Below are 21268 nucleotides of genomic sequence, written 5' to 3'. Positions count from 1 at the left end.
CAATGCCACCACTGCCCTCGGGAACTGTGGTGCACTTGTAGGAGCTGGCTTGCCGGCGATGGGCTGCAAAGCAGCCCCCCGTAGGCCAGTACTGGTCCCGCATCAGCGCTGGACAGCTTCGCGGGGCAAGCCCGCTCCCACAAATGCCACCACTGCCCTCAGGAACTGTGGTGCACTTGTAGGAGCTGGCTTGCCGGCGATGGGCTGCAAAGCAGCCCCCCTTAGGCCGGCACCGCCTCAGCAGCCGCCTCCCGCTCCCAAACCCGATGCCCCTCTACCGCTTTCACAAAGGCATCCACGGTTTTCTGGTCATCCCCCAGCAGCAAGCCCTTGTCCTCCTTGAGCCCCAAGCTGCCCAGCAATGCCTTGCCTTCCTTGGCCAACGCGATCGCCTTCAGGTGCTTGTAGCCTTCCAGCAAGAAGTGCTTGGCCAGCCCACTGGCGCCCAACGCCTCCAGCGACGCCTTGCCAGCCGGCACCAGAATGCCGTCGAACATGATCGAAGGCATGCCCTCCATCGACGCATCCACTGGCAGTGGCTTGCCTTGGGCGGTTTTAACCGGCGCCGAACTTGGCCCCAGCACCAGAATGCGCGCACTGTGCGCCTCCAGCGCCTTGACCAACTGATCGACACTCGCCCCATCCACCCCATCGGCCACCAGCACGGCAATCTTGCGGCCTTTGATACCGACACTGCCCGGGTGATTCATCTGGCTCAAGGCCGGTGATTGCGCCAACTTGCTGCCTTTGACTTGCACCGTGCCAGCCTTGGGCGCAGGCAAGCCGAGGTTGGCTGCCACCGCTGCTGCCAGCTTCAGGTCGATGTTGGCCAGAATCTCGTTCACCTCACGCACGCGGATATGCTCGCGCTCCACCTTGCCCAGCTCGAAGCTGTAGGCCTTGATGATGTGCTGCTGCTCATTGGGGCTCATGCTGTGGAAGAACAGACGCGCCTGCGAGAAGTGATCGCCAAACGACTCGCTGCGCTGGCGAATCTTCACCGCGTCGATGCGTTCCTGATAGCTCTCAAAGCCGCCATCCTGGGCCGCGGCAGGGGTTTCTTTCGGCCAGCCGCCGTCAATCGAGTTGGGTTCGTAGGACGCGCGGCCCTTGTGGATAGTCTGCCGGTGCAGCGCGTCACGCTGGTTGTTATGGTTCGGCGCGACCGGACGGTTGATCGGAATCTCATGGAAGTTCGGCCCACCCAGCCGGCTCAGTTGCGTGTCGGTATAGGAGAACAACCGGCCTTGCAGCAGGGGGTCATTGGAAAAGTCGATGCCCGGCACGATATGCCCCGGGCAGAACGCGACCTGCTCCACTTCGGCGAAGAAATTGTCGGGGTTACGGTTGAGCACCATCTTGCCCAACGGTGTAACCGGCACCAGTTCTTCGGGGATGATCTTGGTGGGGTCGAGCAGGTCGAACTCGAATTTGTGCTCATCGGCTTCCGGCACGATCTGTACGCCCAGCTCCCACTCAGGGTAGTCGCCGGTCTCGATGGCCTCACTCAGGTCGCGGCGGTGGAAGTCGGTGTCCTTGCCCGCAAGCTTTTGCGCTTCGTCCCACAGCACGGAGTGCACGCCTTGGCGCGGCTTCCAGTGGAACTTGACGAAGCTGGCCACGCCTTCGGCATTGATCAGGCGGAAGGTGTGGATGCCAAAGCCCTCCATCATCCGCAGGCTGCGCGGAATGGCGCGGTCAGACATGGCCCACATGACCATGTGCGCCGACTCGGGCACCAGTGAAACGAAGTCCCAGAATGTGTCGTGGGCCGAGCCACCTGTAGGGATTTCATTGTGCGGTTCGGGTTTGACCGCGTGCACGAAGTCGGGGAACTTGATCGCATCCTGGATGAAGAACACCGGCATGTTGTTGCCAACCAGGTCGAAATTGCCTTCATCGGTATAGAACTTGACGGCAAAACCACGCACATCGCGCACCGTGTCACCCGACCCACGCGGGCCCTGCACGGTGGAAAAGCGCACGAAAACCGGGGTGATCTTCTCGGGGTCCTGCAGGAAACCGGCCTTGGTCAGCTCGGCGTGGTTGCCGTAGCTCTGGAAGTAACCATGGGCGCCGGTGCCTCGGGCATGGACGATGCGTTCAGGGATGCGCTCATGATCGAAGTGGGTGATCTTCTCGCGCATGATGAAGTCTTCGAGCAGCGAAGGCCCACGTGGCCCGGCCTTTAGGGTGTTCTGGTTGTCGGCGATCTTCACGCCCTGATTGGTGCGCAGGGCCTGGCCTGTGGCATCGCTGCGCACGCCTTCAAGGCTCTGCAGCTTGGTATTGGTATTGGCATGATCAGGGCTGTTGACCCCGGCGGCCTGGCTTTCTTTGGGTGCATCAACTTTCTTGCTGGGCATGGTCGGCTTTCCTCATCAGTCATCAGGCATTGCCCGTGAGGGCTTGTTCTATTAGTGACTGGAGCGCGATTGGCTACGTTCAATAAGCTTTACCGGTTGTCGCGTTATGCCCGCCGGGTTGGTGCATTACGAAATAAATGCTAAGAACAGCTATGGGAAAAGGCTAAAATGCGCCACCCCAGCTAACCGCTGCCCCAAATTCCATGCGCCCCACAAGGTTCGCTACGTGATCGAGTTCCAACATGTGCACAAGACCTACCGCGTCGCCGGTAGGGAAATCCCCGCCCTCAACCCGACCAGCCTGACCATCGAAGATGGCCAGGTGTTCGGCCTGATCGGCCACTCCGGCGCTGGCAAAAGCACCCTGCTGCGCCTGATCAACCGCCTCGAAGAGCCTTCGGGCGGCAAGATCATTGTCGATGGCGAGGACGTCACCGCGTTCAACGCCAACCAGCTGCGCGGCTTCCGGCAGCAGGTCGGGATGATTTTCCAACACTTCAACCTGCTGGCCTCCAAGACCGTGGCCGACAACGTGGCCCTGCCATTGACCCTGGCCGGCGAGCTGTCGCGCAGCGACATCGACAAGCGCGTCACCGAGCTGCTGGCCCGCGTCGGCTTGCAAGACCACGCCAAGAAGTACCCCGCGCAGTTGTCGGGCGGCCAGAAGCAGCGCGTCGGCATCGCCCGCGCCTTGTCTACCAACCCGAAGATCCTGCTGTGCGACGAAGCCACCAGCGCGCTTGACCCGCAGACCACTGCATCGGTGCTGCAACTGCTGGCCGAGATCAACCGTGAGCTGAAGCTGACCATCGTCCTGATCACCCACGAAATGGACGTGATCCGCCGTGTCTGCGACCGCGTGGCCGTGATGGACGCCGGGCAGATCGTCGAACAAGGGCCGGTGGCCGATGTGTTCTTGCACCCGCAGCACGCGACTACCAAGCGTTTCGTCCAGGAGGACGAGCAGGTCGATGAAGGCGAGCAGCGTGATGACTTCGCCCACGTACCCGGCCGCATCGTGCGCCTGACCTTCCAGGGCGAGGCCACCTACGCACCGCTGCTGGGCACCGTCGCCCGCGAGACGGGCGTTGACTACAGCATCCTGGCCGGGCGTATCGACCGCATCAAGGATGTCCCCTATGGGCAGCTGACCCTGGCCGTCACCGGCGGCGACATGGAAGCGGCGTTCGACCGCTTCAAGGCAGCTGACGTACATATGGAGGTACTGCGTTGATGGACGCCCTGAATTTCTTTGCCAACGTCGACTGGGCCGAAATCTGGCTGGCCACCATCGACACCATGATCATGCTGTTCGGCTCGCTGTTCTTCACCGTGCTGCTGGGCCTGCCGTTGGGCGTGCTGCTGTTCCTTTGCGGGCCGCGCCAGATGTTCGAGCAAAAAGGTGTGTACGCGCTGCTGTCGCTGGTCGTCAACATCCTGCGTTCGCTGCCGTTCATCATTTTGCTGATCGTGATGATCCCGATCACCGTGCTGATCACCGGCACCTCGCTGGGCGTCGCCGGCGCCATTCCGCCACTGGTGGTCGGGGCCACGCCGTTCTTCGCACGCCTGGTCGAAACCGCCCTGCGTGAAGTGGACCGCGGCATCATCGAAGCCACCCAGTCGATGGGCGCCACAACGCGCCAGATCATCACCAGCGCGCTGCTGCCCGAAGCCCGTCCCGGCATCTTCGCGGCCATCACCGTGACCGCCATTACCCTGGTGTCGTACACCGCCATGGCCGGTGTGGTCGGCGCGGGCGGCCTGGGCGACCTGGCCATCCGCTTTGGCTACCAGCGCTTCCAGACCGATGTCATGGTCGTGACCGTGGTGCTGTTGCTGGTACTGGTTCAAGTCCTGCAGAGCGTGGGCGACAAACTGGTCGTGCATTTTTCCCGTAAGTAACCCCAATGGGGTCGGCCTGGCCGACCCGTTCGGGGGCCGTCGCGGCCCTCACAAGGAGTGATCAATGAAGAAGCTGCTTGCTGTTGCTGCCGCTGTCGCGGCCTTCTCGGCCCACGCCGATACCCTGACCGTCGCCGCCACCCCGGTGCCGCACGCCGAGATCCTCAACTTCGTCAAACCGCAGCTGGCGAAAGAAGGCGTGGAGCTGAAGGTCAAGGAGTTCACCGACTACATCCAGCCAAACGTGCAGGTGGCCGAAAAGCGCCTGGACGCCAACTTCTTCCAGCACCAGCCGTACCTGGATGAGTTCAACAAGGCCAAGGGCACCGACCTGGTCAGCGTGACCGGCGTGCACATCGAGCCGCTGGGCGTTTACTCGACCAAGGTCAAGAAGCTCGACGAGCTGCCCTCCGGCGCTACCGTGGTCATCCCCAATGACGCCACCAACGGCGGCCGCGCGCTGCTGCTGCTGGACAAGGCCGGCGTGATCAAGCTCAAGGACAACAAGAACATCCTGTCGACCGTTAAGGATGTTGCACAAAACCCGAAAAACGTGAAGTTCCGTGAGCTGGAAGCGGCCACCATCCCGCGCGTGCTGACCCAGGTCGATGCGGCCCTGATCAACACCAACTATGCGCTGGAAGCCAAGCTGAACCCAGAGAAAGACGCGCTGGCCATCGAAGGCAGCGACTCGCCATACGTGAACATCCTGGTTGCCCGCCCGGACAACAAAGACTCCGAAGACATGAAGAAACTGGCGGCCGCGCTGCACTCGCCAGAGGTGAAGCAGTTCATCAACGAGAAGTACAAGGGCGCTGTCGTACCGGCGTTCTAAGCTTCTAGATCACGCTGGATTCTTCGCGGGGCAAGCCCGCTCCCACAGGTACATCGCTAGCCTCAGGCTTTGGGATGATGCTGTGGGAGCGGACTTGCCCCGCGAAGCTTTTAAAGCCTGTTTAGTCCCGCTTGACCAGCCCCGGCAACTGCGCCACCAGCTTCTGGTTGTTGAACGGCGCACGAATGAACCCGCGCTGACGCCCATCCGGCCCAACGATCGCCAGGTTGCCGCTGTGATCCACGGTATACCCAGGCTTACTGGTATCGGCCGGAATGAACGGAATGCTCAAGGCATTCGCCAGCTTCTGGGTGTCTTCGATCGACCCCGCCACCCCGACAAAATCTTTGTCGAAGTAGCCCAGGTACTGCTTGAGCTGGTTCGGCGTGTCGCGGTTCGGGTCCACGCTCACCAGCACCACCTGCAACCGGTCCACGGCTTCCTTGGGCAATTCGCTCTTCACCTGGCGTAACTGGGCCAGGGTGGTGGGGCAGATGTCTGGGCAATAGGTGTAGCCGAAGAACAGCAGCGACCATTTCCCCTTGAGGTCATCCAGTTGCACGGGCTGGCCATCCTGGTTGGTCATGGTCACGTCCGCCACCGTACGGCTCTGCGGCAAGAGGATGATGCCGGCGTCGATCAGCTCGGTGGGGTTCGGCTGATCGCGGCCATTGAGCACCTTGTTGACGGTCAGGCCCAGGATCAACGCGACCAGGGCGACGAGGATGAAGACGGTTTTCTGGGTTCGGGTCATAGGTTCAACAACAGGTAGTGGTCAATGAGCAACGCGATGAACAGCGCGAACAAGTAGCCGATAGAGTACTTGAAGGTGCCAATCGCCGCGTGCGGCCGGCTGCCACGGTACAACACCCAGGCCCACTGCAGGAAGCGCAGGCCCAAGGCGAGGGCACAAGCGAGGTACAACGGGCCGCTCATGTGGATGGCATAGGGCAGCAAGCTCACCGCCAGCAGAATCAGGGTGTAGAGCAGGATATGCAGCGTGGTGTAGCGCTCGCCATGGGTCACCGGCAGCATCGGGATATCGGCCTTGGCGTACTCCGCCTTGCGGTGGATGGCCAAGGCCCAGAAGTGCGGTGGGGTCCAGGCGAAGATGATCAGCACCAGCAACAGCGGCTCGGCACTGACATGGCCGCTGACCGCCACCCAGCCAAGCAGTGGCGGCGCCGCGCCGGCCAGGCCACCAATCACGATGTTCTGCGGCGTGGCACGCTTCAAGAAGCCGGTGTAGAGCACCGCATAGCCCAGCAACGACGCCAGGGTCAGCCAGGCGGTCAGGCTGTTGGTGAACACCAGCAACAGCGCCATGCCCAGCACCGCCAGTGCCAACGCAAAGGCCAGCGCCGGTAGCGGCGCGACCCGGCCTGTGGCCAACGGCCGTTTGTGGGTACGCGCCATCAAGGCGTCGATGCGCCGGTCTACCACGTGGTTGACCACCGCCGCGGCGCCCGCACACAGGCCAATGCCCAGGTTGCCAAACAGCAGCACGCTCCAGGCAACACCTGCGCGGCTGGCGAGGAACATGCCTGCCAGGGAGGTGATCAACATCAGCACCACCACCTTGGGCTTGGTCAGCTCCAGATAATCGCGCCAACCTGCCCGTCGTACGCTTAGAAGCGTCGCCACGAATCGTTCCTCATAGGGTGGGAGATATCCACGCCCACCACCGGCGTCAGGCGCCAGCCATGGCCGACGCGCACTTTGTCGACCACGCGGATGCGGTAATTGACCAGCACCATGCTCATCAGCAGCATGGCCCCGCCTGCGTTATGGGCCACTGCCACGCCAAGCGGCAGGTGGAACAGCACGTTGCTGATGCCCAGGCCGACCTGCACGGCCAAGGCCAGCAACACCAGCCGGGCCAGGCCAGAAAGGCCGCAGCGGTAAAGCTTGAAGCTCAGCATCAGCAGCACGGCACTGACCAGCAAGGCACCCAGCCGGTGGCTGATGTGGATGGCCGTGCGCGCATCGCTGTCCAGTTGCCCGCCCAGGTAGTTGGGGCCGACGTGCTGGGTCAGGTGAAAGCCGTTGCTGAAGTCCGCTGCCGGCCACCATTGGCCGTGGCAGGTCGGCAAGTCGATACAGGCGACCGCCGCATAGTTGGCGCTGACCCAGCCCCCCAGGGCGATCTGGCCGATCACCACCAACAGCGCCAGCGCCGCGATCCGGCGCAGGCTCAACGGTAGTTTTGGCAATGGCGCAAAGGCCCGGGATAGACGCAGAGACAGCAGAAACAGCAGGCTCAAGGTGGTGAACCCACCCAGCAGGTGCGCGGTGACCACTTGCGGCCACAGCTTGAGGGTTACTGTCCACATGCCAAACGCCGCCTGGGCCAACACCACCCCCAGCAACAGCACCGGCAAGCGGTAGGGCTGGCCATCACGTGCATGCCGGCGCACGGCCTGCAACGCCAGCCAGGCAATCACCAGCGCCAGGGTGCCGGCGAAGTAGCGATGGACCATCTCGGCCCAGCCCTTGGCGGCTTCCACCGGGTGTTCGGGGAAGTGCATTTCGGCATGGGCCAGCTGGGCGTCGGTCTTCGGCACACTGATAAAGCCATAGCAGCCGGGCCAATCGGGGCAGCCCAGGCCTGCATGGGTCAGGCGGGTATAGGCGCCCAGCAGCACGACCAGCAGTGCCAGCAGGGTGGCGAACACAGCAAGGCGGAATCCGGGTCTGGCCATGACAGGCTCCTAGCCGATGTTGGACAACTTGAGCAGGTGACGCAGGTCGTCCAGCACGTGCTTGCCATTGACCTTGGCGTCGTAACGCAACACCAGGTTGCCGTGCGGGTCGACGATCCACAGTTGCGGGCCAAGCTCACCGACCTTGTTCAGGTAGCGCTGGGCATCCAGCGGGTAGCGTTGCAACTGCGGGTACTCACGGCCAAGCAGCGCCTGGTAGTCAGCGCTCAACGGCTGCGCGGCAGCCAGCGCATGGCTGGCACGGCCGGCATCACGGCCCAGGCCAACTTGTATCTGCCGGGCCAGGTACACCAGGCGCTGGCAATCTTCGGCGCAGGCCTCGGGCGTGCTGACCAACACTTGCCAGCGCGCGTCCTGGCCATCGATGCCGATATCGCTGCGGCTCTCGCCGTTGCCGATCATCGCGCCGTGGTAGCTGCGGCCTTCGGGCACCCAGAACTTGAGCTTGTACATGCTGGTGGCCAGGATCATCGGGCCGAGCACTACCAGCAGAATCAGAATCAGCTGCAAACGCCCGCGGGTTCTGGGCTTGCTGCGTTCAGGCACGTCCAGTGGACGGGTGGCGGCGGCCATGGTTGTTCTCCTTTTTGTTGTTGTGCCAGCCAAAGTAGAGGTAAAGCAGCACCAGCGCGGTGGCCAGGGCAAACCACTGCACCGCATAGCCCAGGTGCTTTTCCGGCCCCAGTGCGACGACCGGCCAACCCAGCCGATAGCTGGCCGGCCCGGGCTCCAGGCGCAGCTCGTGGGCATAGCCTTCACGGCCCAATTGCTGCCACAGCTGGGCGGCATCGATGGCCGTCAACAGGTGCGGCCATTGGCCGCCGGCGGGGTCCGGGTGCAGCTGGAAGGTGCTGCCAGGCGCTACATACACCGACGCGTCCAGCGCCAGCGGCTGCGCCGGGGTGGCGAAGTGCACCGGCACGCGGCGGTCCGGCCACGGCAACCAGCCGCGGTTGACCAGCAACCACAGCCCACTGGCCTGGTCATGGAAGGGCTGCAACAGCTCGACGCCGGCCTCGCCGTCGCGCATTCGGTTATCCAGCAGCAGGCTGTGTTCACCATCGAAACGGCCGTACAGGTGCACACGGCGGTAGGCGGCATCGTCGCGTTGCTGCAACTGGGCAGTGGAGAGCGGCGTGTCGAGGCTGCGCTCGGCATAGGTCGCCAGCAGCGCGCGCTTTTCGTCGGCGCGGCCCAATTGCCAGCAGCCAAGCGCGATCAACCCCGGTAGCAGCGCAAGCACCACCAGGGTCGGGACCCAACCTGGGCGAAACGGCCTCACAGGCGCCTCGCTATACTTATCCACATCACCGCATCCCCCCGGAGAAGCGCCATGCTCAAGGCCGCGATTGTCCTGATGCTGTTGGCCACGGTTGCCAGCCTGTTCAGTGGCCTGGTGTTCCTGGTCAAGGACGACGAAAACTCGACCCGCTTGCTGAAGGCACTGACCGTGCGCGTGACCCTGGCGGCCCTGACCATCGGCCTGGTGGCCTACGGCTTCATCAGTGGCCAGCTGGTGTCACACGCCCCCTTCTGAACCTGTATCGCCTTGACTGGCCTGCAGATGTGTCAAAGCACATACACAAAGATGAACAGCCCCACCCACACCACATCGACGAAGTGCCAGTACCAGCTGGCCGCCTCGAAGCCGAAGTGTTTGTCGGGGTTGAAGTGCCCGCGCAGGATGCGCACGAACATCACGATCAAGATGATCGTGCCTAGCGTCACGTGGGCGCCGTGGAAGCCGGTGAGCATGAAGAAGGTCGCGCCGTAGATCCCCGAGCCCAGCGTCAGCCCCAGCTTGGTATAGGCCTCGTGGTACTCGTAGGCCTGCAGCGTGATGAAGCTGATGCCCAGCGCGATGGTCAGCGCCATCCACAGTTTCAGCGCACCCCGGTGGTCACGCCGCAAGGCATGGTGGGCAATGGTGATGGTCACACTGGAGCTCACCAGCAAAATGGTGTTGATCAACGGCAAGTGCCAAGGGTCGATGACTTCCTTGGGCGGCGGGAACAGTTTCGGGTCAGGCGTGTGCAGCAGCGGCCAGGCAAACTCGAAGCTGGGCCACAGCATGTGCGCAACGCCTTTGGCCCCTTCACCGCCCAGCCACGGCCCGGCCAGTACGCGGACGTAGAACAGCGCGCCAAAAAAGGCCAGGAAGAACATCACCTCGGAAAAGATGAACCAGCTCATGCCCCAGCGGAACGAACGGTCCAGCTGCGGGCTGTACAGCCCGCCACGGCTTTCTTTCACCACCGCCCCGAACCAGCCGAACAGCATGTAGGCCAGGCACAGCGCGCCGACGAAGAAAATCAACGGCCCATGGGAGTCGGGGTGCCCGGCTTTCATGTCGTTGAACCAGGTGCCAAGGCCGAACACCGTGATGAACATGCCGACCGTCGCGATGATCGGCCACTTGCTCTGCGCCGGAACGTAGTAGTGCTCATGACTTGCCATTGCTGTTCTCCTTCCCTTAACGGGCGCCCTGGACGTCCTGGGCCGCAACATGCGCGACCGGCGGGTGGCGAGCGGTGATGTCGAACAAGGTGTAAGCCAGTGTCAGGTGCTTCACGCTGGCCGGCAGATCGCGGTCGACGATGAAGCGCACCGGCATCTCGATGCGTTCGCCGGGCTGCAGCACCTGCTGGGTAAAGCAGAAGCACTCGGTCTTGTGGAAGTACGCCGCGGCCTCGGCCGGGGTGATGCTGGGTATCGCCTGGGCGCTCATCGGCCGGTCGGTCGGGTTGCGCGCGACGAAGATCATCTGGTTGACCGCACCTGGGTTCACGTCGATCTGGTCGGCCGTGGAGTAGAAATCCCAGACCATGTCGCTGGCGTTGGTCGACATGAACTGCACCCGTACCGAGCGCGACGGGTCGCTGACCTGGCTGCCTTCGTACTGGCCGCCGGTCTTGCCATTGATGCCAAAGGCCTTGCACATCACGTCGTAGATCGGCACCAGGGCGAAACCGAAGGCGAACATCACCACCGTCAGCATCAGCAGGCGCATGACCAGGCGTTTGAGCGACAGGCCGTTCATGGCTATTTCACGTCCGGTGGCGTCTGGAAGGTGTGGTAAGGCGCAGGCGAGGGGATCGACCACTCCAGGCCTTCGGCACCGTCCCAGGGTTTGGCCGGCGCCGGGGCGCCGCCGCGGATGCACTTGATGACGATGAACAGGAAGAAGATCTGCGTGGCACCGAACATGAACGCGCCGATCGAGGAGACCATGTTGAAGTCGGCGAACTGCAGGTTGTAGTCCGGAATACGCCGCGGCATGCCCGCCAAGCCCACGAAGTGCATGGGGAAGAAGGCCATGTTCATGCCGACGAACGACAGCCAGAAGTGCAGCTTGCCGAGGGTTTCGTCATACATGTGGCCGGTCCATTTCGGCAGCCAGTAGTAGGCCGAGGCGAAGATGCCGAAGATCGCCCCAGGCACCAGCACGTAGTGGAAGTGCGCGACCACGAAGTACGTGTCGTGGTACTGGAAGTCGGCAGGCGCGATGGCCAGCATCAACCCGGAGAACCCGCCGATGGTGAACAGGATGACGAAGGCGATGGCGAACAGCATCGGCGTCTCGAAGGTCAGCGACCCTTCCCACATGGTGCTGACCCAGTTGAACACCTTCACCCCGGTCGGCACGGCAATGAGCATGGTGGCGTACATGAAGAACAGCTCGCCCACCACCGGGATGCCGACCACGAACATGTGGTGTGCCCAGACGATGAACGACAGGAAGGCGATCGCCCCCGTGGCATAGACCATCGAGGTGTAGCCGAACAGCGGCTTGCGCGAGAACGCCGGGATGATCGAGCTGACCGCGCCGAACGCCGGCAGGATCATGATGTACACCTCGGGGTGGCCGAAGAACCAGAACACGTGCTGGAACAGCACCGGGTCACCGCCACCCGCGGCGCTGAAGAAGCTGGTGCCGAAGTGGATGTCCATCAGCATCATGGTCACCACACCAGCCAGCACCGGCATCACGGCAATCAGCAGGAACGCGGTGATCAGCCAGGTCCAGACGAACAGCGGCATTTTCATCAAGGTCATGCCGGGGGCGCGCAGGTTGAGGATGGTGGCAATGACGTTGATCGCGCCCATGATCGAGCTGATGCCCATCAGGTGGATGGCAAAGATGAAGAAGGTCACGCTGGCCGGGGCATAGGTGGTCGACAGTGGCGCGTAGAAGGTCCAGCCGAAGTTAGGCCCGCCGCCGGGGCTGAACAAGGTCGAGACCAGCAGCAGGAAGGCCGCAGGCAACAGCCAGAAGCTGAAGTTGTTCATCCGCGGCAGGGCCATGTCCGGCGCGCCAATCATCAGCGGGATCATCCAGTTGGCCAGGCCGACGAAGGCTGGCATCACCGCACCGAACACCATGATCAGCCCGTGCATGGTGGTCATCTGGTTGAAGAACGCTGGCTCAACGATCTGCAGCCCCGGCTGGAACAGCTCGGCGCGGATCACCATGGCGAACGAGCCACCGAGCAGGAACATCATGAAGGCGAACCACAGGTACATCGTGCCGATGTCCTTGTGGTTGGTGGTCAGCACCCAGCGCATCAGGCCCTTGGCCGGGCCGTGGGCATGCTCATGGCCGTGGGCGTGGTCGTCGATTACTGCACTCATGTCCTGTCTCCTGCAATCCATTGATTGCCGCGAGTAACCCGGTTCATTGCGCTTCTGCCTGCTTGAGCGCCAGCACATCCTTCGGCGTGACCATGTCGCCCTTGTTGTTGCCCCAGGCGTTGCGCTCGTAAGTGACCACGGCGGCAATGTCGACTTCCGAGAGCTGCTTGCCGAACGCGGCCATGGCCGTGCCGGGCTTGCCGTGGAAGACGATGCTCAGGTGGCCTTCCTTCGGCCCGGTGGCAATCTTCGAGCCCTTGAGGGCCGGGAACATCGGCGGCAGGCCCTGGCCTTCGGCCTGGTGACAGGCCACGCAGGTGGTGTGGTAGACCTTGTCGCCGCGCTCGACCAGCTCTTCGAGGGTCCACTCTTTGCTGGTCAGCTCCTTGAGCTTGGCCGCCTCGGCCTTGCGTTCGCCCAGCCAGGTGTCGTAATCGGCCTTGGACTTGACCTCGACCACCACCGGCATGAAGCCGTGGTCCTTGCCGCACAGCTCGGTGCACTGGCCGCGGTAGATGCCGGGCTTCTCGATGCGCGTCCAGGCCTCGTTGACGAAGCCTGGGATGGCATCACGCTTGACCGCGAACGCCGGCACCCACCAGGAATGGATCACGTCGGCCGCAGTTACCAGAAAGCGCACTTTCGCACCCACCGGCAGCACCAGCGGCTGGTCGACTTCGAGCAGGTAGTGCTCGTCCTTGGGGGCCTTGTTGTGAATCTGATCGGCGGGGGTGGCCAGGTTGCTGAAGAACTCCACGTCCTGGCCCAGGTACTTGTAGTGCCACTTCCACTGGTAGCCGGTGACCTGGATGTCGATGTCCGACTCACTGGCGTCGTAGATGTCGATCAGGGTCTTGGTCGCGGGGATGGCCATGGCCACCAGGATCAGAAACGGCACCACGGTCCACATGATTTCGACCCAGGTGTGCTCGTGAAAATGCGCTGCCTGTTGGCCTGTGGAACGGCGGTGGACGACCATCGACCAGAACATCGCGCCGAACACCACGATGCCGATGATCACGCAGATCCAGAAGATGGTCATGTGCAGGTCGAAGACGGCGTTGGAGACTTCCGTCGCCCCCGGGTGCATGTTGACGGTCCAGGCGGCGTTGGCCTGTCCGAAAACCGTCCACAACAGGAGGCCCATCCAGACATGTGGATGTCGCATCATTGCGGGTTCCCCTTCTAATTCTTGTAGTCCCGAAGGCGTGGCCTGCGGCAAGAGGGAACGGCGGTCAAGACTGCCTGGCTTCGACGACCGAGCCCCTGCAAAAGCAGACGGGCCTCATCAACGAATCACGTTCAACGGGAGTATAGACAGCGACCAATGGCACGCAATGCAGCCTGTGAAATGAACTTCACGAAATTGCCCAATGCCCTGAAAACCGCGCGCTTGATAGGATATGGCGCAATAGTGGCATACCGATATGCCAGAGCAAGCACACGTTTGCGCGGTTTATAACAAATACGTCTTAGGTATTCTGTATACCGAGCTAATTTAGTGTCTTCCGTTTGACACGTAATGTCCCTGGAGTTGTCATGAACATCGCTGCTGTACGCGAGCAGATTAGCCAAGCCCATCAACACGAACTTGAAACCGGCCAACTGAAAGAACGTCTAGAGCTACAACTGCCGCATTTGCACCCCTCGATCCAGCTACCTGAGCAGGACGCCCAGGGTAGTTTGGCGCGTTTCGTCAGCGCCTACATCGACCAGGTTCCAGAGCTGCTGGAGGCTGCCCACGAGGTAGCCCGTGAAGCGGGGATCGAGTCGCAGATCAAACCGGTACTGAAAATTGCCGAAGCTTATTTCCAGCAGCCGCCCACGGTAATGCAAGGGCATGTCGGGCTGGATTGCCTGCTGGACGAGGCCTACCTGGCGCATCGCCTGGTGGAGGAGGTCAACGACCTGTACATCCGCCACTTTAAGCAGCCGTTGATTCCGTTCGACACCACGATGGCCAACCTGATTGCCCATCAGCTGATCGGCGAGACCTTCGCCAACCAGCTCGATGAAGTGGTACATCATTCGGTCGACGAGATGCTCAATGACGAGAGCTTTGCGGTGGAATCGGTGGAGGCTTATCGCGAGAAACTGAGCAGCCCGGAAACCGGCAACGCCTGGAAGCGTTGGCCGTGCCTGTCGCGTCAGCTGGGTGTGGAGCTGGGCCAACCTGCCTGATACCCCTGTCCCGGCCTCTTCGCGGGGCAAGCCCGCTCCCACAAAGGGTATGCAATTCACCCTGTAGGAGCGGGCTTGCCCGCGAAGAGGCCAGATCAGTCAACACAACAGCTAAATACTAAGCCCCAACCCCAGCCGTCGTCCGCAGCCGCCCCTCGATGCGCCGCTTCAAGCGCCGCTGCTCGATCAACAAGCGCGACCCATTGGCTGCATTGCTCCGGCCCCAGTCCTCAAGCAGTTCCAGGCATGAGTGGTCGATATAGCTGAGGTTGCCCAACGGCACATGCAAGGTGGTCCCCGCCGGCACCGTGTCCAGCACCTGGGTCAACGCCGGCACCTTGAGGAAGGTCGCAGCGCCACTCAGGCGCAGTTCCATGTGCCCAGGCTTGCCCAGGCTCACCAGGTTGATTTTCAACCGCGCCGCCTTGAAGGCCAGCTTGAGCAAGGTCAAGGCAAAGCCCAGCAGTACACCGGTCAGCAGGTCGGTGAAGATGATGGCCAAGGCCGTCGCCGCATAGGTGAACATCGGCATGCGGCCATACCGGCCCAACCCACGAAACGCCTTGAAGTCCACCAGCTTGATGCCGGTAAACACCAGCACACCCGCCAAGCTCGCCACCGGGATCTGCTGCAGCACACTGCTCAACACCACGACAAACGCCAACAGCCACAAGCCATGGAAAATCGCCGAGGCTCGGGTCTGCGCGCCGGCCTGGACATTCGCCGAGCTGCGCACGATCACCCCGGTCATTGGCAGGGCGCCGAGCACACCGCACAGCATGTTGCCGATGCCCTGGGCGGACAGTTCGCGGTCGAAGTCCGAGCGCTGGCCGCTGTGCATACGGTCCACCGCGGCAGCCGACAACAGGGTTTCGGCACTGGCAATGAACGCCAGGGCGAATGCCGCCACCAGCAGGGTCGGGTCGGCCAGGTTCATCAGGTCATCCAGGCGGATCCAGTCGATGGCCTCGGAAAGGTCTGCCGGCACCTGCACCCGGTTCACCGGCAGCGCCAGCCACAGGCTGATGGCGGTCATCGCTGCTACGCCCAGCAAGGCACCGGGCACGAACCGCAGCTGTTGCGGCCGCAAGCGCTCCCAGCCCCACATGATGGCGATGGTACCCAGCCCAAGTGCACCGGCTTGCCAGCCGGCCCCTGCGCTTTCCAACGGCAGGGCTGCGGCCAGGGTTGCCGGAAACGCCAGCAGGTTCTGCATGCCCGAAGGCTGCGGCGCCGTGTCGAACATCACATGCACCTGCGACAGCACGATCAGCACACCAATACCCGCCAGCATGCCGTACACCACGGCCGGTGCCGTGACGCGGAACCAGCAGCCCAGGCGCAAGCGCCCCGCCAGCAATTGCAACAGCCCGGCCAGCAGCAGGATCGGCCCGAGCATGGCCACGCCGTGCTGGCGCACCAACTCGAACACCAGCACCGCCAAGCCGGCGGCAGGGCCACTGACCTGCAGCGGCGAACCCGCCAGGAAGCCCACCACGACGCCACCGATAATGCCGGTGATCAGGCCCTTGGCAGGCGGCATCCCCGAGGCGATGGCGATGCCCATGCACAAGGGCAGGGCGACCAGAAATACCACCACCGACGCCAACAACTCTCGCGGCAAGGCCGCTTTCAACTGTGTCATGTTCACCGTGTTTCTCCATTTGTCTGTTGCACGGCCATTCCTCTGGCCGTGAGCACGTTGGCCCCTGAAAAACGCGCAGGCGCGGGCCGCCAGCGAGCATGCCGGCAAGGCAATCAGGGAATTCAAGGCAGCCGAAGGCCGCGCCACACCCCTACAGGGTGCAGCCGGCTATCAAGGTTCTAGCGGTGGAAGGGTCGCTTAGTAGCGGCCTCTCGGGGTAGCGCAGGGGATCGGCTCGCCCGCAGCCAGGGGCAGGAAGCTGTCGCTGGCAGCGTCATAGGCTTCGATCTTGCTGGTCTCGATGTCGTAGACCCAACCATGGATATACAACTCACCCGCCGCCAGGCGCGAGGCGACCGAGGGGTGAGTGCGCAGGTGATGCAGCTGGGCGATGACGTTTTCTTTGGTCAGCACCTGCATGGTCTCGTGCTCGCTGCCGCAGGAGCAGTTGTTCTCAACCACGGTGCGTGCCACTTCGGCGTGGCGCAGCCAGGCGGAAACCGTCGGCATCTTGGTCAGCGATTGCGGGTTGAGTACTGCACGCATCGCGCCGCAGTCCGAGTGGCCGCAGACGATGATGTGGTGTACACCCAGTGCCAGTACCGCGTATTCGATGGCGCTGGAGACGCCGCCGTTCATCTGACCATACGGGGGCACCACGTTGCCGACGTTACGGGTCACGAACAGGTCGCCTGGCGAGCTTTGGGTAATCAGCTCGGGGACGATGCGCGAGTCGGCACAGGTGATGAACATGGCGCGTGGCGTTTGCGCGGTGGCGAGCTTCTTGAACAGCTGTTGCTGCTCGGGGAAGACGTCATGGTGAAAGCGCAGAAAGCCGTCGACGATGTGCTTCAGGGCGGCATCGGCGCTCTCGGCGGGTACATCCGGAACGACCTTGGATGGGTCCTTGACGGGCATGATTCATCCTCTTGACGGTGTGAAGGTAAGTCCATTTTACCGGTGAAAGATTCAGGCTATGCAGGGATTTAGATGACGCGCACAGGCCACAGATCACAGTCTTCGTTGACTGATTGCCTACGCTAGCGGGGAAAACTTAACTGAAACTTAATTCGGAGGCTCTAGAACAGGCGTTCCAGATAGGTAAGGCGGGATTTGAATAATAGCAAAAAAACATCAATTGCCTAGTACCATTACTGTAATTATTCACTTGGATTAGTGGTACTAGGGTTACCTGTAGGCGCAGCCTTGTGCTGCGAAGAGGCCAGTAGCCTGCAATGGATGTTTGGTGCGGCTACCGGCCTCTTCGCAGCGCAAGGCTGCTCCTACAACGGCTCGATCGAGCGGCTGGGTTACAACGGCGTTTTTCGCCAAACCAGCCAAGGCTCGACCACCTCGTCCAATTGCGCTTGCGGCACGGCCCCGAAATAACGGCCATCGAACGACAAGCGGCTGTAATCGGAGAGCATCAGCACCTCGTCGCTGCCCAAGCGGAAGTGCGCCAACGGTGGCTGCGGCATGGGGCGGCCACTGGGGTCTTGCTGCAACGGCTGGCTACGCACCTGCAACTGCCCGTTGACGCTGACCCCCTCGGCAGTGATCTGCACGTCGTCACCCGATACCGCGACCAGCCGCTTGAGCAGGTGCATGTATCCCCCAGGGCAGGTTCCCCCAGCCAGGTAGCCGCGCGCGTGCGCTAGCTGAAACACAGCCTCCTGCGGCGGGCAAAACATCACCAGGTCGCCTTTTTCCGGTGCCTTGTCGACCACCCAGTAAATGCCCGGCGGAAAACTGCTGGTGACGTTGAGCCGCGCACCACCCCACAGCACCAGCGGCACTGCGCAAAACACCAGAATGGCCACGACAGCGGCCACGCTCAACGGCCGCTTCATGCCGGCAACTCGATGGTGCGGTCGCTTTCACGCGGTGCCGGCACCTTGGCGCGGGCCAGGAAGACCGGGTCCTGGAAGTACAGCGGTTGCTTGCCATAAAACGCCGGGTAGCCTGCGCAATACACCACCATGTCGCCGGCTTCCTGGATATTGCCATGGCCATCCTTGCGCGGGCCTGGCATGCGCAGGGCCTCGTCGGTGGTCAGCAGCGGTCGCTGCACTTCCTGAAGGGTGCGCGACACCTGGCCCAGCAATGCGCTGGAACGTCGCCCGCTGGTGGTCACCTGCTCTTTGACGATGGTGGTCTGCCCGGTGAGCTTGGACAGGTGCTCCGCCGTTTCCACCCGGTTTGGCGGGTAGGCGTTCTGGATGTGGCAGTTGGAGGTGATGCTCTCGTTCTGCCCGTAGAACTCCTGCAACTGCGACAAATCTTGGATGATCAGGTAGCACTTGATGCCATAACCGGCCACGAAAGCCAGCGACTCCTGCATGATGTCCAGCTTGCCCAGGCTCGGGAACTCGTCGAGCATCATCAGCAGCCGGTGCTTGTAGTGCGCCTTGGGCCGGCCGTCCTCGAAGTCCATCTTGTCGGCCAGCAAGCGCACGATCATGTTCACCAGGATGCGCACCAAGGGGCGCAAGCGCGCCTTGTCGTTGGGCTGGGTGATGATGAACAGGCTGACCGGGTCGTCGTGGTTCATCAGGTCGCGGATCTTGAACTCCGAGCGGCTCACGTTGCGCGCCACGATCGGGTCACGGAACAGCGACAGGTACGATTTGGCGGTCGACAGCACCGAGCCGGCCTCTTCGGCAGGCCGGTCGAGCATGTCGCGTGCAGCCGACCCCACCAGCGGGTGGTTTTCGCCATCGAGGTGGCCGTAATGGGTCATTTCCGCCCACAGCTCGCTGATTGGCCGCGACGGGTCGGCGAGCATGGCGTCCAGCGCCGGCAGGCTGGCGACACCACCCTCGTCCTGCGAGCGGTAGCACAGGTGCAGGATGCAACCCACCAGCATCGCCTGCGAGGTCTTCTGCCAGTGGTCGTTGAGGCCCTTGCCGTCCGGGTCGACGATCAGCGTGGCCAGGTTCTGCACATCGCCCACTTCGAACTCGGTGCCCAGGCGGATTTCTTCCAGCGGGTTCCAGCCCACGCAGCCATTGGCGGTGGCCGGCTCGAAACGCAATACCCGGTTGCCCGCATGCTGCTGGCGCCAGCCAGCGGTGAGCGCCCAGAGTTCGCCCTTGAGGTCGGTGATCACCGCGCTGTGCTTCCACGAAAGCAACGTCGGAATCACCAGGCCAACGCCCTTACCGCTGCGCGTCGGGGCGAAGGTGAGGATATGCTCCGGGCCGTTGTGCCGCAGGTAATGCAGCTTGTTGCGCTTGTCCAGCCAGGCGCCTACGTACACGCCATCATCAGCCAACAGGCCGGCGCTCTCGATATCCTTGCGCTCGCCCCAACGCGCAGAGCCATGAAGGAACTGATTGGCCTTGGAGCTGTTGCTGCTGATCATGCGGATCACGACCATCGCCATCATGCCGACGCCGCTGACCAGAACCCCCAGGGACCCGGCGCGCAGCAGGGTGTCCTGGTACTGATCGGACCAGTTGGCGGCCCACACCAGAATCATCCATGGGGCGTAGACGCCATTCAGGTTGGCCCCCAACGCCGCATGGTTATTGAACAGGTAGGCGAAGTACTGGGTGGCAGTAGCCAGGCCGGCCAGCAGGCAGAAAATGGCCAGGATGGCCTGCCCCGTGTTGCCGCCACTGCGCTGGCCGCCGCGGATCTGCGGGCCCACAGCGTTGTTATGTTTCATGGGTTCGCTCCGTGAACGAAAGGATGGGATAGGGAAGGTGCTGGTTCATGGCGAGGTTGTGCGCGAACGCCCGATGTCCTGGGCCTGGGTACGCCGCTGCGCCTCAGAAAGCGTGCGCTCGGCCTGACGCTGCAAGCTCCATTGCTCGACCAGCTCTGGCTGCTCGGCGCGCAGTTGGCGCACCGCCAACTCCTCGATGCGTGGGGTGTACAGGCCCATGCCGTGGTGCAGCTCCTGCACCCGCTCCAGGCGGCCTTGCAACTGCTGCAGCCGCGCCTGGCAACGCTGGTTGCCCTGCTCCCAGGCGGCGCGGGTGGAGGGCAGGGCCAGCCAGCCCGGGCGCGAGGCCTGGTTCTGCTGCAATTGCGCCTGTTGGCGGTCCAGCATGGCCTCCAGGCGCTGCTCCAGGGCCCCGGCCTGCTCGGCCTTTTGCTCGACGCATTCGCCAAGGGCCTGGTTGTAGCGTGCTTGCACCGGGCTGGCGTCCAGCAGCGCGGTCTGCTCGGCGGCCAGCGCCTGAGCCTGCGCCTCCAATGCCTGCCCGGCATCGTCGAGCGGCGGCTTGGGCGGTTTAGGCTCGTTCATGGGCATCTGCTTCATATCAGGAAGAGGTATCCGGCCTTGGCCATTGGGATGCGAATCAGCCACAGCGCCAGCAGGTGCAGCGGGTAATAGGCGTAGAACAGCCAGCGCCAGCGCGGCAGGTCAGGCCTGACCCAGCGGGCGGCCAGCAGCACCGGCAACGCGGCCAGCGCCCAGGCATTGCCGTTGATCGGCGTTAACGCCGCAAGTGCAAGCACGGCCCCCACAGCAGCCAGCAGGTTCGGGCGCCGCACGTACCACCCCACACCCAGCCCCAGCAGCACGGCCGGCCACCAGAATTCGACCCAGGCACCGCCCACGACCACCACCAGTAACGCCAGCCCCCAGAACAGCGGCCGCCCTTGGGCGGCACGGTCGCAGGCCTCGGTCGCCAGGGTAATCACCAGCAACGTGAAGAGGATGTTCAGCGGGTAGCCGCCGTACAGCAGCCCTCCAAGGGCAATGAACGGCGGCGTCGCCAACACCCCAAACAGAAACAGGCGCAGCGCAGTGCGCCGGTAAGCACCGTTTTCCACTGTTCCCGGCCGCGCCAGGTTGTACGCCAGCACGACCACGAACAGCGGCATCGCCAAGCGCCCTGCCTCGAACAAGTAAGGCAAGGTCTCGTTGAACAGGTACTTGTTCACGTGGTCGCCGGTCATCAGCAACAGCGCCAGCCACTTCAGCGCTTCTACCGTACCGTCGGCGAGTTGCAGGCGCGGCATCGAA

General features: G+C 62.9%; 21 protein-coding genes. 5 read left to right on the top strand and 16 right to left on the bottom strand.

Annotated elements, in window-relative coordinates; genetic code table 11:
* Window positions 1-221: 221 nt before the first annotated feature.
* Window positions 222-2366 (bottom strand): catalase HPII, encoded by a 2145-nt coding sequence (gene katE / locus ACMCNM_RS00730; protein WP_412763789.1) that lies wholly within the window; start codon window positions 2364-2366, stop codon window positions 222-224.
* A gap of 226 nt (window positions 2367-2592) precedes the next feature.
* On the opposite strand from katE, the gene ACMCNM_RS00725 reads away from it, so the two are divergent.
* From ACMCNM_RS00725 to ACMCNM_RS00715, 3 genes are all read left to right on the top strand, one after another.
* On the top strand, window positions 2593-3600 hold the full coding sequence (locus tag ACMCNM_RS00725; RefSeq protein ID WP_027591984.1) for a methionine ABC transporter ATP-binding protein: 1008 nt from the start codon (window positions 2593-2595) through the stop codon (window positions 3598-3600).
* On the top strand, window positions 3600-4271 hold the full coding sequence (locus ACMCNM_RS00720) for a methionine ABC transporter permease (protein WP_027591985.1): 672 nt from the start codon (window positions 3600-3602) through the stop codon (window positions 4269-4271). Before ACMCNM_RS00725 ends, ACMCNM_RS00720 begins: the two co-directional genes overlap by 1 nt.
* A 64-nt stretch (window positions 4272-4335) precedes the next feature.
* Entirely contained in the window at window positions 4336-5106 is a 771-nt protein-coding gene (locus ACMCNM_RS00715; protein ID WP_027591986.1) for a MetQ/NlpA family ABC transporter substrate-binding protein, read from the top strand.
* Between the two features lie 121 nt (window positions 5107-5227).
* Here the strand turns inward: ACMCNM_RS00715 and ACMCNM_RS00710 are convergent, their stop codons facing one another.
* From ACMCNM_RS00710 to ACMCNM_RS00690, 5 genes are read right to left on the bottom strand one after another with little or no spacing between them, the layout of a single operon-like run.
* Entirely contained in the window at window positions 5228-5860 is a 633-nt protein-coding gene (locus ACMCNM_RS00710; protein WP_027591987.1) for an SCO family protein, read from the bottom strand.
* A complete protein-coding gene (gene cyoE, locus ACMCNM_RS00705; protein WP_027591988.1) occupies window positions 5857-6750 on the bottom strand; it encodes a heme o synthase in 894 nt (297 codons plus the stop codon). The genes ACMCNM_RS00710 and cyoE overlap by 4 nt, the downstream gene beginning before the upstream one ends.
* Window positions 6735-7808 (bottom strand): COX15/CtaA family protein, encoded by a 1074-nt coding sequence (locus tag ACMCNM_RS00700; protein WP_027591989.1) that lies wholly within the window; start codon window positions 7806-7808, stop codon window positions 6735-6737. The genes cyoE and ACMCNM_RS00700 overlap by 16 nt, the downstream gene beginning before the upstream one ends.
* A gap of 9 nt (window positions 7809-7817) precedes the next feature.
* The gene (locus ACMCNM_RS00695; RefSeq protein ID WP_238209815.1) at window positions 7818-8402 is read right to left on the bottom strand and encodes a hypothetical protein; all 585 of its coding nucleotides are present in this window, start codon (window positions 8400-8402) and stop codon (window positions 7818-7820) included.
* Window positions 8368-9111, bottom strand: a complete 744-nt coding sequence (locus ACMCNM_RS00690; RefSeq protein ID WP_412765893.1) for an SURF1 family protein — start codon at window positions 9109-9111, stop codon at window positions 8368-8370. The genes ACMCNM_RS00695 and ACMCNM_RS00690 overlap by 35 nt, the downstream gene beginning before the upstream one ends.
* Before the next feature lie 51 nt (window positions 9112-9162).
* Between ACMCNM_RS00690 and ACMCNM_RS00685 the strand changes: the two genes are divergently transcribed.
* Window positions 9163-9366, top strand: a complete 204-nt coding sequence (locus ACMCNM_RS00685; protein WP_027591992.1) for a twin transmembrane helix small protein — start codon at window positions 9163-9165, stop codon at window positions 9364-9366.
* A gap of 32 nt (window positions 9367-9398) precedes the next feature.
* Here the strand turns inward: ACMCNM_RS00685 and ACMCNM_RS00680 are convergent, their stop codons facing one another.
* From ACMCNM_RS00680 to coxB, 4 genes are read right to left on the bottom strand one after another with little or no spacing between them, the layout of a single operon-like run.
* Window positions 9399-10286: a cytochrome c oxidase subunit 3 gene (locus ACMCNM_RS00680; RefSeq protein WP_027591993.1), complete on the bottom strand. Its 888-nt coding sequence runs from the start codon at window positions 10284-10286 to the stop codon at window positions 9399-9401.
* Window positions 10287-10302: 16 nt separating this feature from the next.
* Window positions 10303-10869 carry a cytochrome c oxidase assembly protein gene (locus ACMCNM_RS00675; protein ID WP_027591994.1) on the bottom strand — a complete coding sequence of 189 codons (567 nt, stop codon included), beginning with the start codon at window positions 10867-10869 and terminating at the stop codon, window positions 10303-10305.
* A gap of 2 nt (window positions 10870-10871) precedes the next feature.
* Window positions 10872-12461 (bottom strand): cytochrome c oxidase subunit I, encoded by a 1590-nt coding sequence (gene ctaD / locus ACMCNM_RS00670; protein WP_027591995.1) that lies wholly within the window; start codon window positions 12459-12461, stop codon window positions 10872-10874.
* 43 nt (window positions 12462-12504) lie between these two features.
* Window positions 12505-13632 carry a cytochrome c oxidase subunit II gene (gene coxB, locus ACMCNM_RS00665; RefSeq protein WP_085272114.1) on the bottom strand — a complete coding sequence of 376 codons (1128 nt, stop codon included), beginning with the start codon at window positions 13630-13632 and terminating at the stop codon, window positions 12505-12507.
* 368 nt (window positions 13633-14000) lie between these two features.
* Here coxB and ACMCNM_RS00660 point away from each other — a divergent pair, with 368 nt between their 5' ends.
* The gene (locus ACMCNM_RS00660; RefSeq protein ID WP_027591997.1) at window positions 14001-14642 is read left to right on the top strand and encodes a hypothetical protein; all 642 of its coding nucleotides are present in this window, start codon (window positions 14001-14003) and stop codon (window positions 14640-14642) included.
* A gap of 118 nt (window positions 14643-14760) precedes the next feature.
* Here ACMCNM_RS00660 and ACMCNM_RS00655 read toward each other — a convergent pair whose 3' ends face one another.
* The 6 genes from ACMCNM_RS00655 to ACMCNM_RS00630 all read right to left on the bottom strand — a co-directional run bounded on the left by ACMCNM_RS00655 (window position 14761) and on the right by ACMCNM_RS00630 (window position 21264).
* Complete coding sequence (locus ACMCNM_RS00655) at window positions 14761-16287, bottom strand: SulP family inorganic anion transporter (protein WP_172960331.1); 1527 nt, start codon at window positions 16285-16287, stop codon at window positions 14761-14763.
* 198 nt (window positions 16288-16485) lie between these two features.
* Window positions 16486-17205: a carbonic anhydrase gene (locus tag ACMCNM_RS00650; RefSeq protein WP_238209817.1), complete on the bottom strand. Its 720-nt coding sequence runs from the start codon at window positions 17203-17205 to the stop codon at window positions 16486-16488.
* A 392-nt stretch (window positions 17206-17597) separates the two neighbouring features.
* Window positions 17598-18137: a conjugative transfer signal peptidase TraF gene (gene traF / locus ACMCNM_RS00645; protein WP_412763788.1), complete on the bottom strand. Its 540-nt coding sequence runs from the start codon at window positions 18135-18137 to the stop codon at window positions 17598-17600.
* On the bottom strand, window positions 18134-19957 hold the full coding sequence (locus ACMCNM_RS00640; RefSeq protein WP_412763787.1) for a type IV secretory system conjugative DNA transfer family protein: 1824 nt from the start codon (window positions 19955-19957) through the stop codon (window positions 18134-18136). Before ACMCNM_RS00640 ends, traF begins: the two co-directional genes overlap by 4 nt.
* A gap of 45 nt (window positions 19958-20002) precedes the next feature.
* Window positions 20003-20542, bottom strand: a complete 540-nt coding sequence (locus ACMCNM_RS00635) for an IncP plasmid survival protein KfrC family protein (RefSeq protein WP_186679173.1) — start codon at window positions 20540-20542, stop codon at window positions 20003-20005.
* Between the two features lie 11 nt (window positions 20543-20553).
* The gene (locus ACMCNM_RS00630; protein ID WP_412763786.1) at window positions 20554-21264 is read right to left on the bottom strand and encodes a TraX family protein; all 711 of its coding nucleotides are present in this window, start codon (window positions 21262-21264) and stop codon (window positions 20554-20556) included.
* Window positions 21265-21268 lie beyond the last annotated feature (4 nt).

Origin of the sequence: Pseudomonas sp. NGC7, assembly GCF_047159675.1 — a bacterium.
Lineage (GTDB): Bacteria > Pseudomonadota > Gammaproteobacteria > Pseudomonadales > Pseudomonadaceae > Aquipseudomonas > Aquipseudomonas kermanshahensis.
This window is presented reverse-complemented; position numbering and strand designations above follow the sequence as displayed.

What these genes read in the sequence shown, in the direction of transcription:
- ACMCNM_RS00700 (WP_027591989.1), bottom strand. Translation starts at nt 7,808, where the DNA reads ATGGCCAGACCCGGATTCCGCCTTGCTGTGTTCGCCACCCTGCTGGCA.
- ACMCNM_RS00685 (WP_027591992.1), top strand. Translation starts at nt 9,163, where the DNA reads ATGCTCAAGGCCGCGATTGTCCTGATGCTGTTGGCCACGGTTGCCAGC.
- ACMCNM_RS00650 (WP_238209817.1), bottom strand. Translation starts at nt 17,205, where the DNA reads ATGCCCGTCAAGGACCCATCCAAGGTCGTTCCGGATGTACCCGCCGAG.
- traF (WP_412763788.1), bottom strand. Translation starts at nt 18,137, where the DNA reads ATGAAGCGGCCGTTGAGCGTGGCCGCTGTCGTGGCCATTCTGGTGTTT.
- ACMCNM_RS00635 (WP_186679173.1), bottom strand. Translation starts at nt 20,542, where the DNA reads ATGAACGAGCCTAAACCGCCCAAGCCGCCGCTCGACGATGCCGGGCAG.
- ACMCNM_RS00660 (WP_027591997.1), top strand. Translation starts at nt 14,001, where the DNA reads ATGAACATCGCTGCTGTACGCGAGCAGATTAGCCAAGCCCATCAACAC.
- coxB (WP_085272114.1), bottom strand. Translation starts at nt 13,632, where the DNA reads ATGATGCGACATCCACATGTCTGGATGGGCCTCCTGTTGTGGACGGTT.
- ACMCNM_RS00720 (WP_027591985.1), top strand. Translation starts at nt 3,600, where the DNA reads ATGGACGCCCTGAATTTCTTTGCCAACGTCGACTGGGCCGAAATCTGG.
- ACMCNM_RS00710 (WP_027591987.1), bottom strand. Translation starts at nt 5,860, where the DNA reads ATGACCCGAACCCAGAAAACCGTCTTCATCCTCGTCGCCCTGGTCGCG.
- ACMCNM_RS00715 (WP_027591986.1), top strand. Translation starts at nt 4,336, where the DNA reads ATGAAGAAGCTGCTTGCTGTTGCTGCCGCTGTCGCGGCCTTCTCGGCC.
- ctaD (WP_027591995.1), bottom strand. Translation starts at nt 12,461, where the DNA reads ATGAGTGCAGTAATCGACGACCACGCCCACGGCCATGAGCATGCCCAC.
- ACMCNM_RS00675 (WP_027591994.1), bottom strand. Translation starts at nt 10,869, where the DNA reads ATGAACGGCCTGTCGCTCAAACGCCTGGTCATGCGCCTGCTGATGCTG.
- katE (WP_412763789.1), bottom strand. Translation starts at nt 2,366, where the DNA reads ATGCCCAGCAAGAAAGTTGATGCACCCAAAGAAAGCCAGGCCGCCGGG.
- ACMCNM_RS00680 (WP_027591993.1), bottom strand. Translation starts at nt 10,286, where the DNA reads ATGGCAAGTCATGAGCACTACTACGTTCCGGCGCAGAGCAAGTGGCCG.
- ACMCNM_RS00695 (WP_238209815.1), bottom strand. Translation starts at nt 8,402, where the DNA reads ATGGCCGCCGCCACCCGTCCACTGGACGTGCCTGAACGCAGCAAGCCC.
- ACMCNM_RS00630 (WP_412763786.1), bottom strand. Translation starts at nt 21,264, where the DNA reads ATGCCGCGCCTGCAACTCGCCGACGGTACGGTAGAAGCGCTGAAGTGG.
- ACMCNM_RS00655 (WP_172960331.1), bottom strand. Translation starts at nt 16,287, where the DNA reads ATGACACAGTTGAAAGCGGCCTTGCCGCGAGAGTTGTTGGCGTCGGTG.
- ACMCNM_RS00640 (WP_412763787.1), bottom strand. Translation starts at nt 19,957, where the DNA reads ATGAAACATAACAACGCTGTGGGCCCGCAGATCCGCGGCGGCCAGCGC.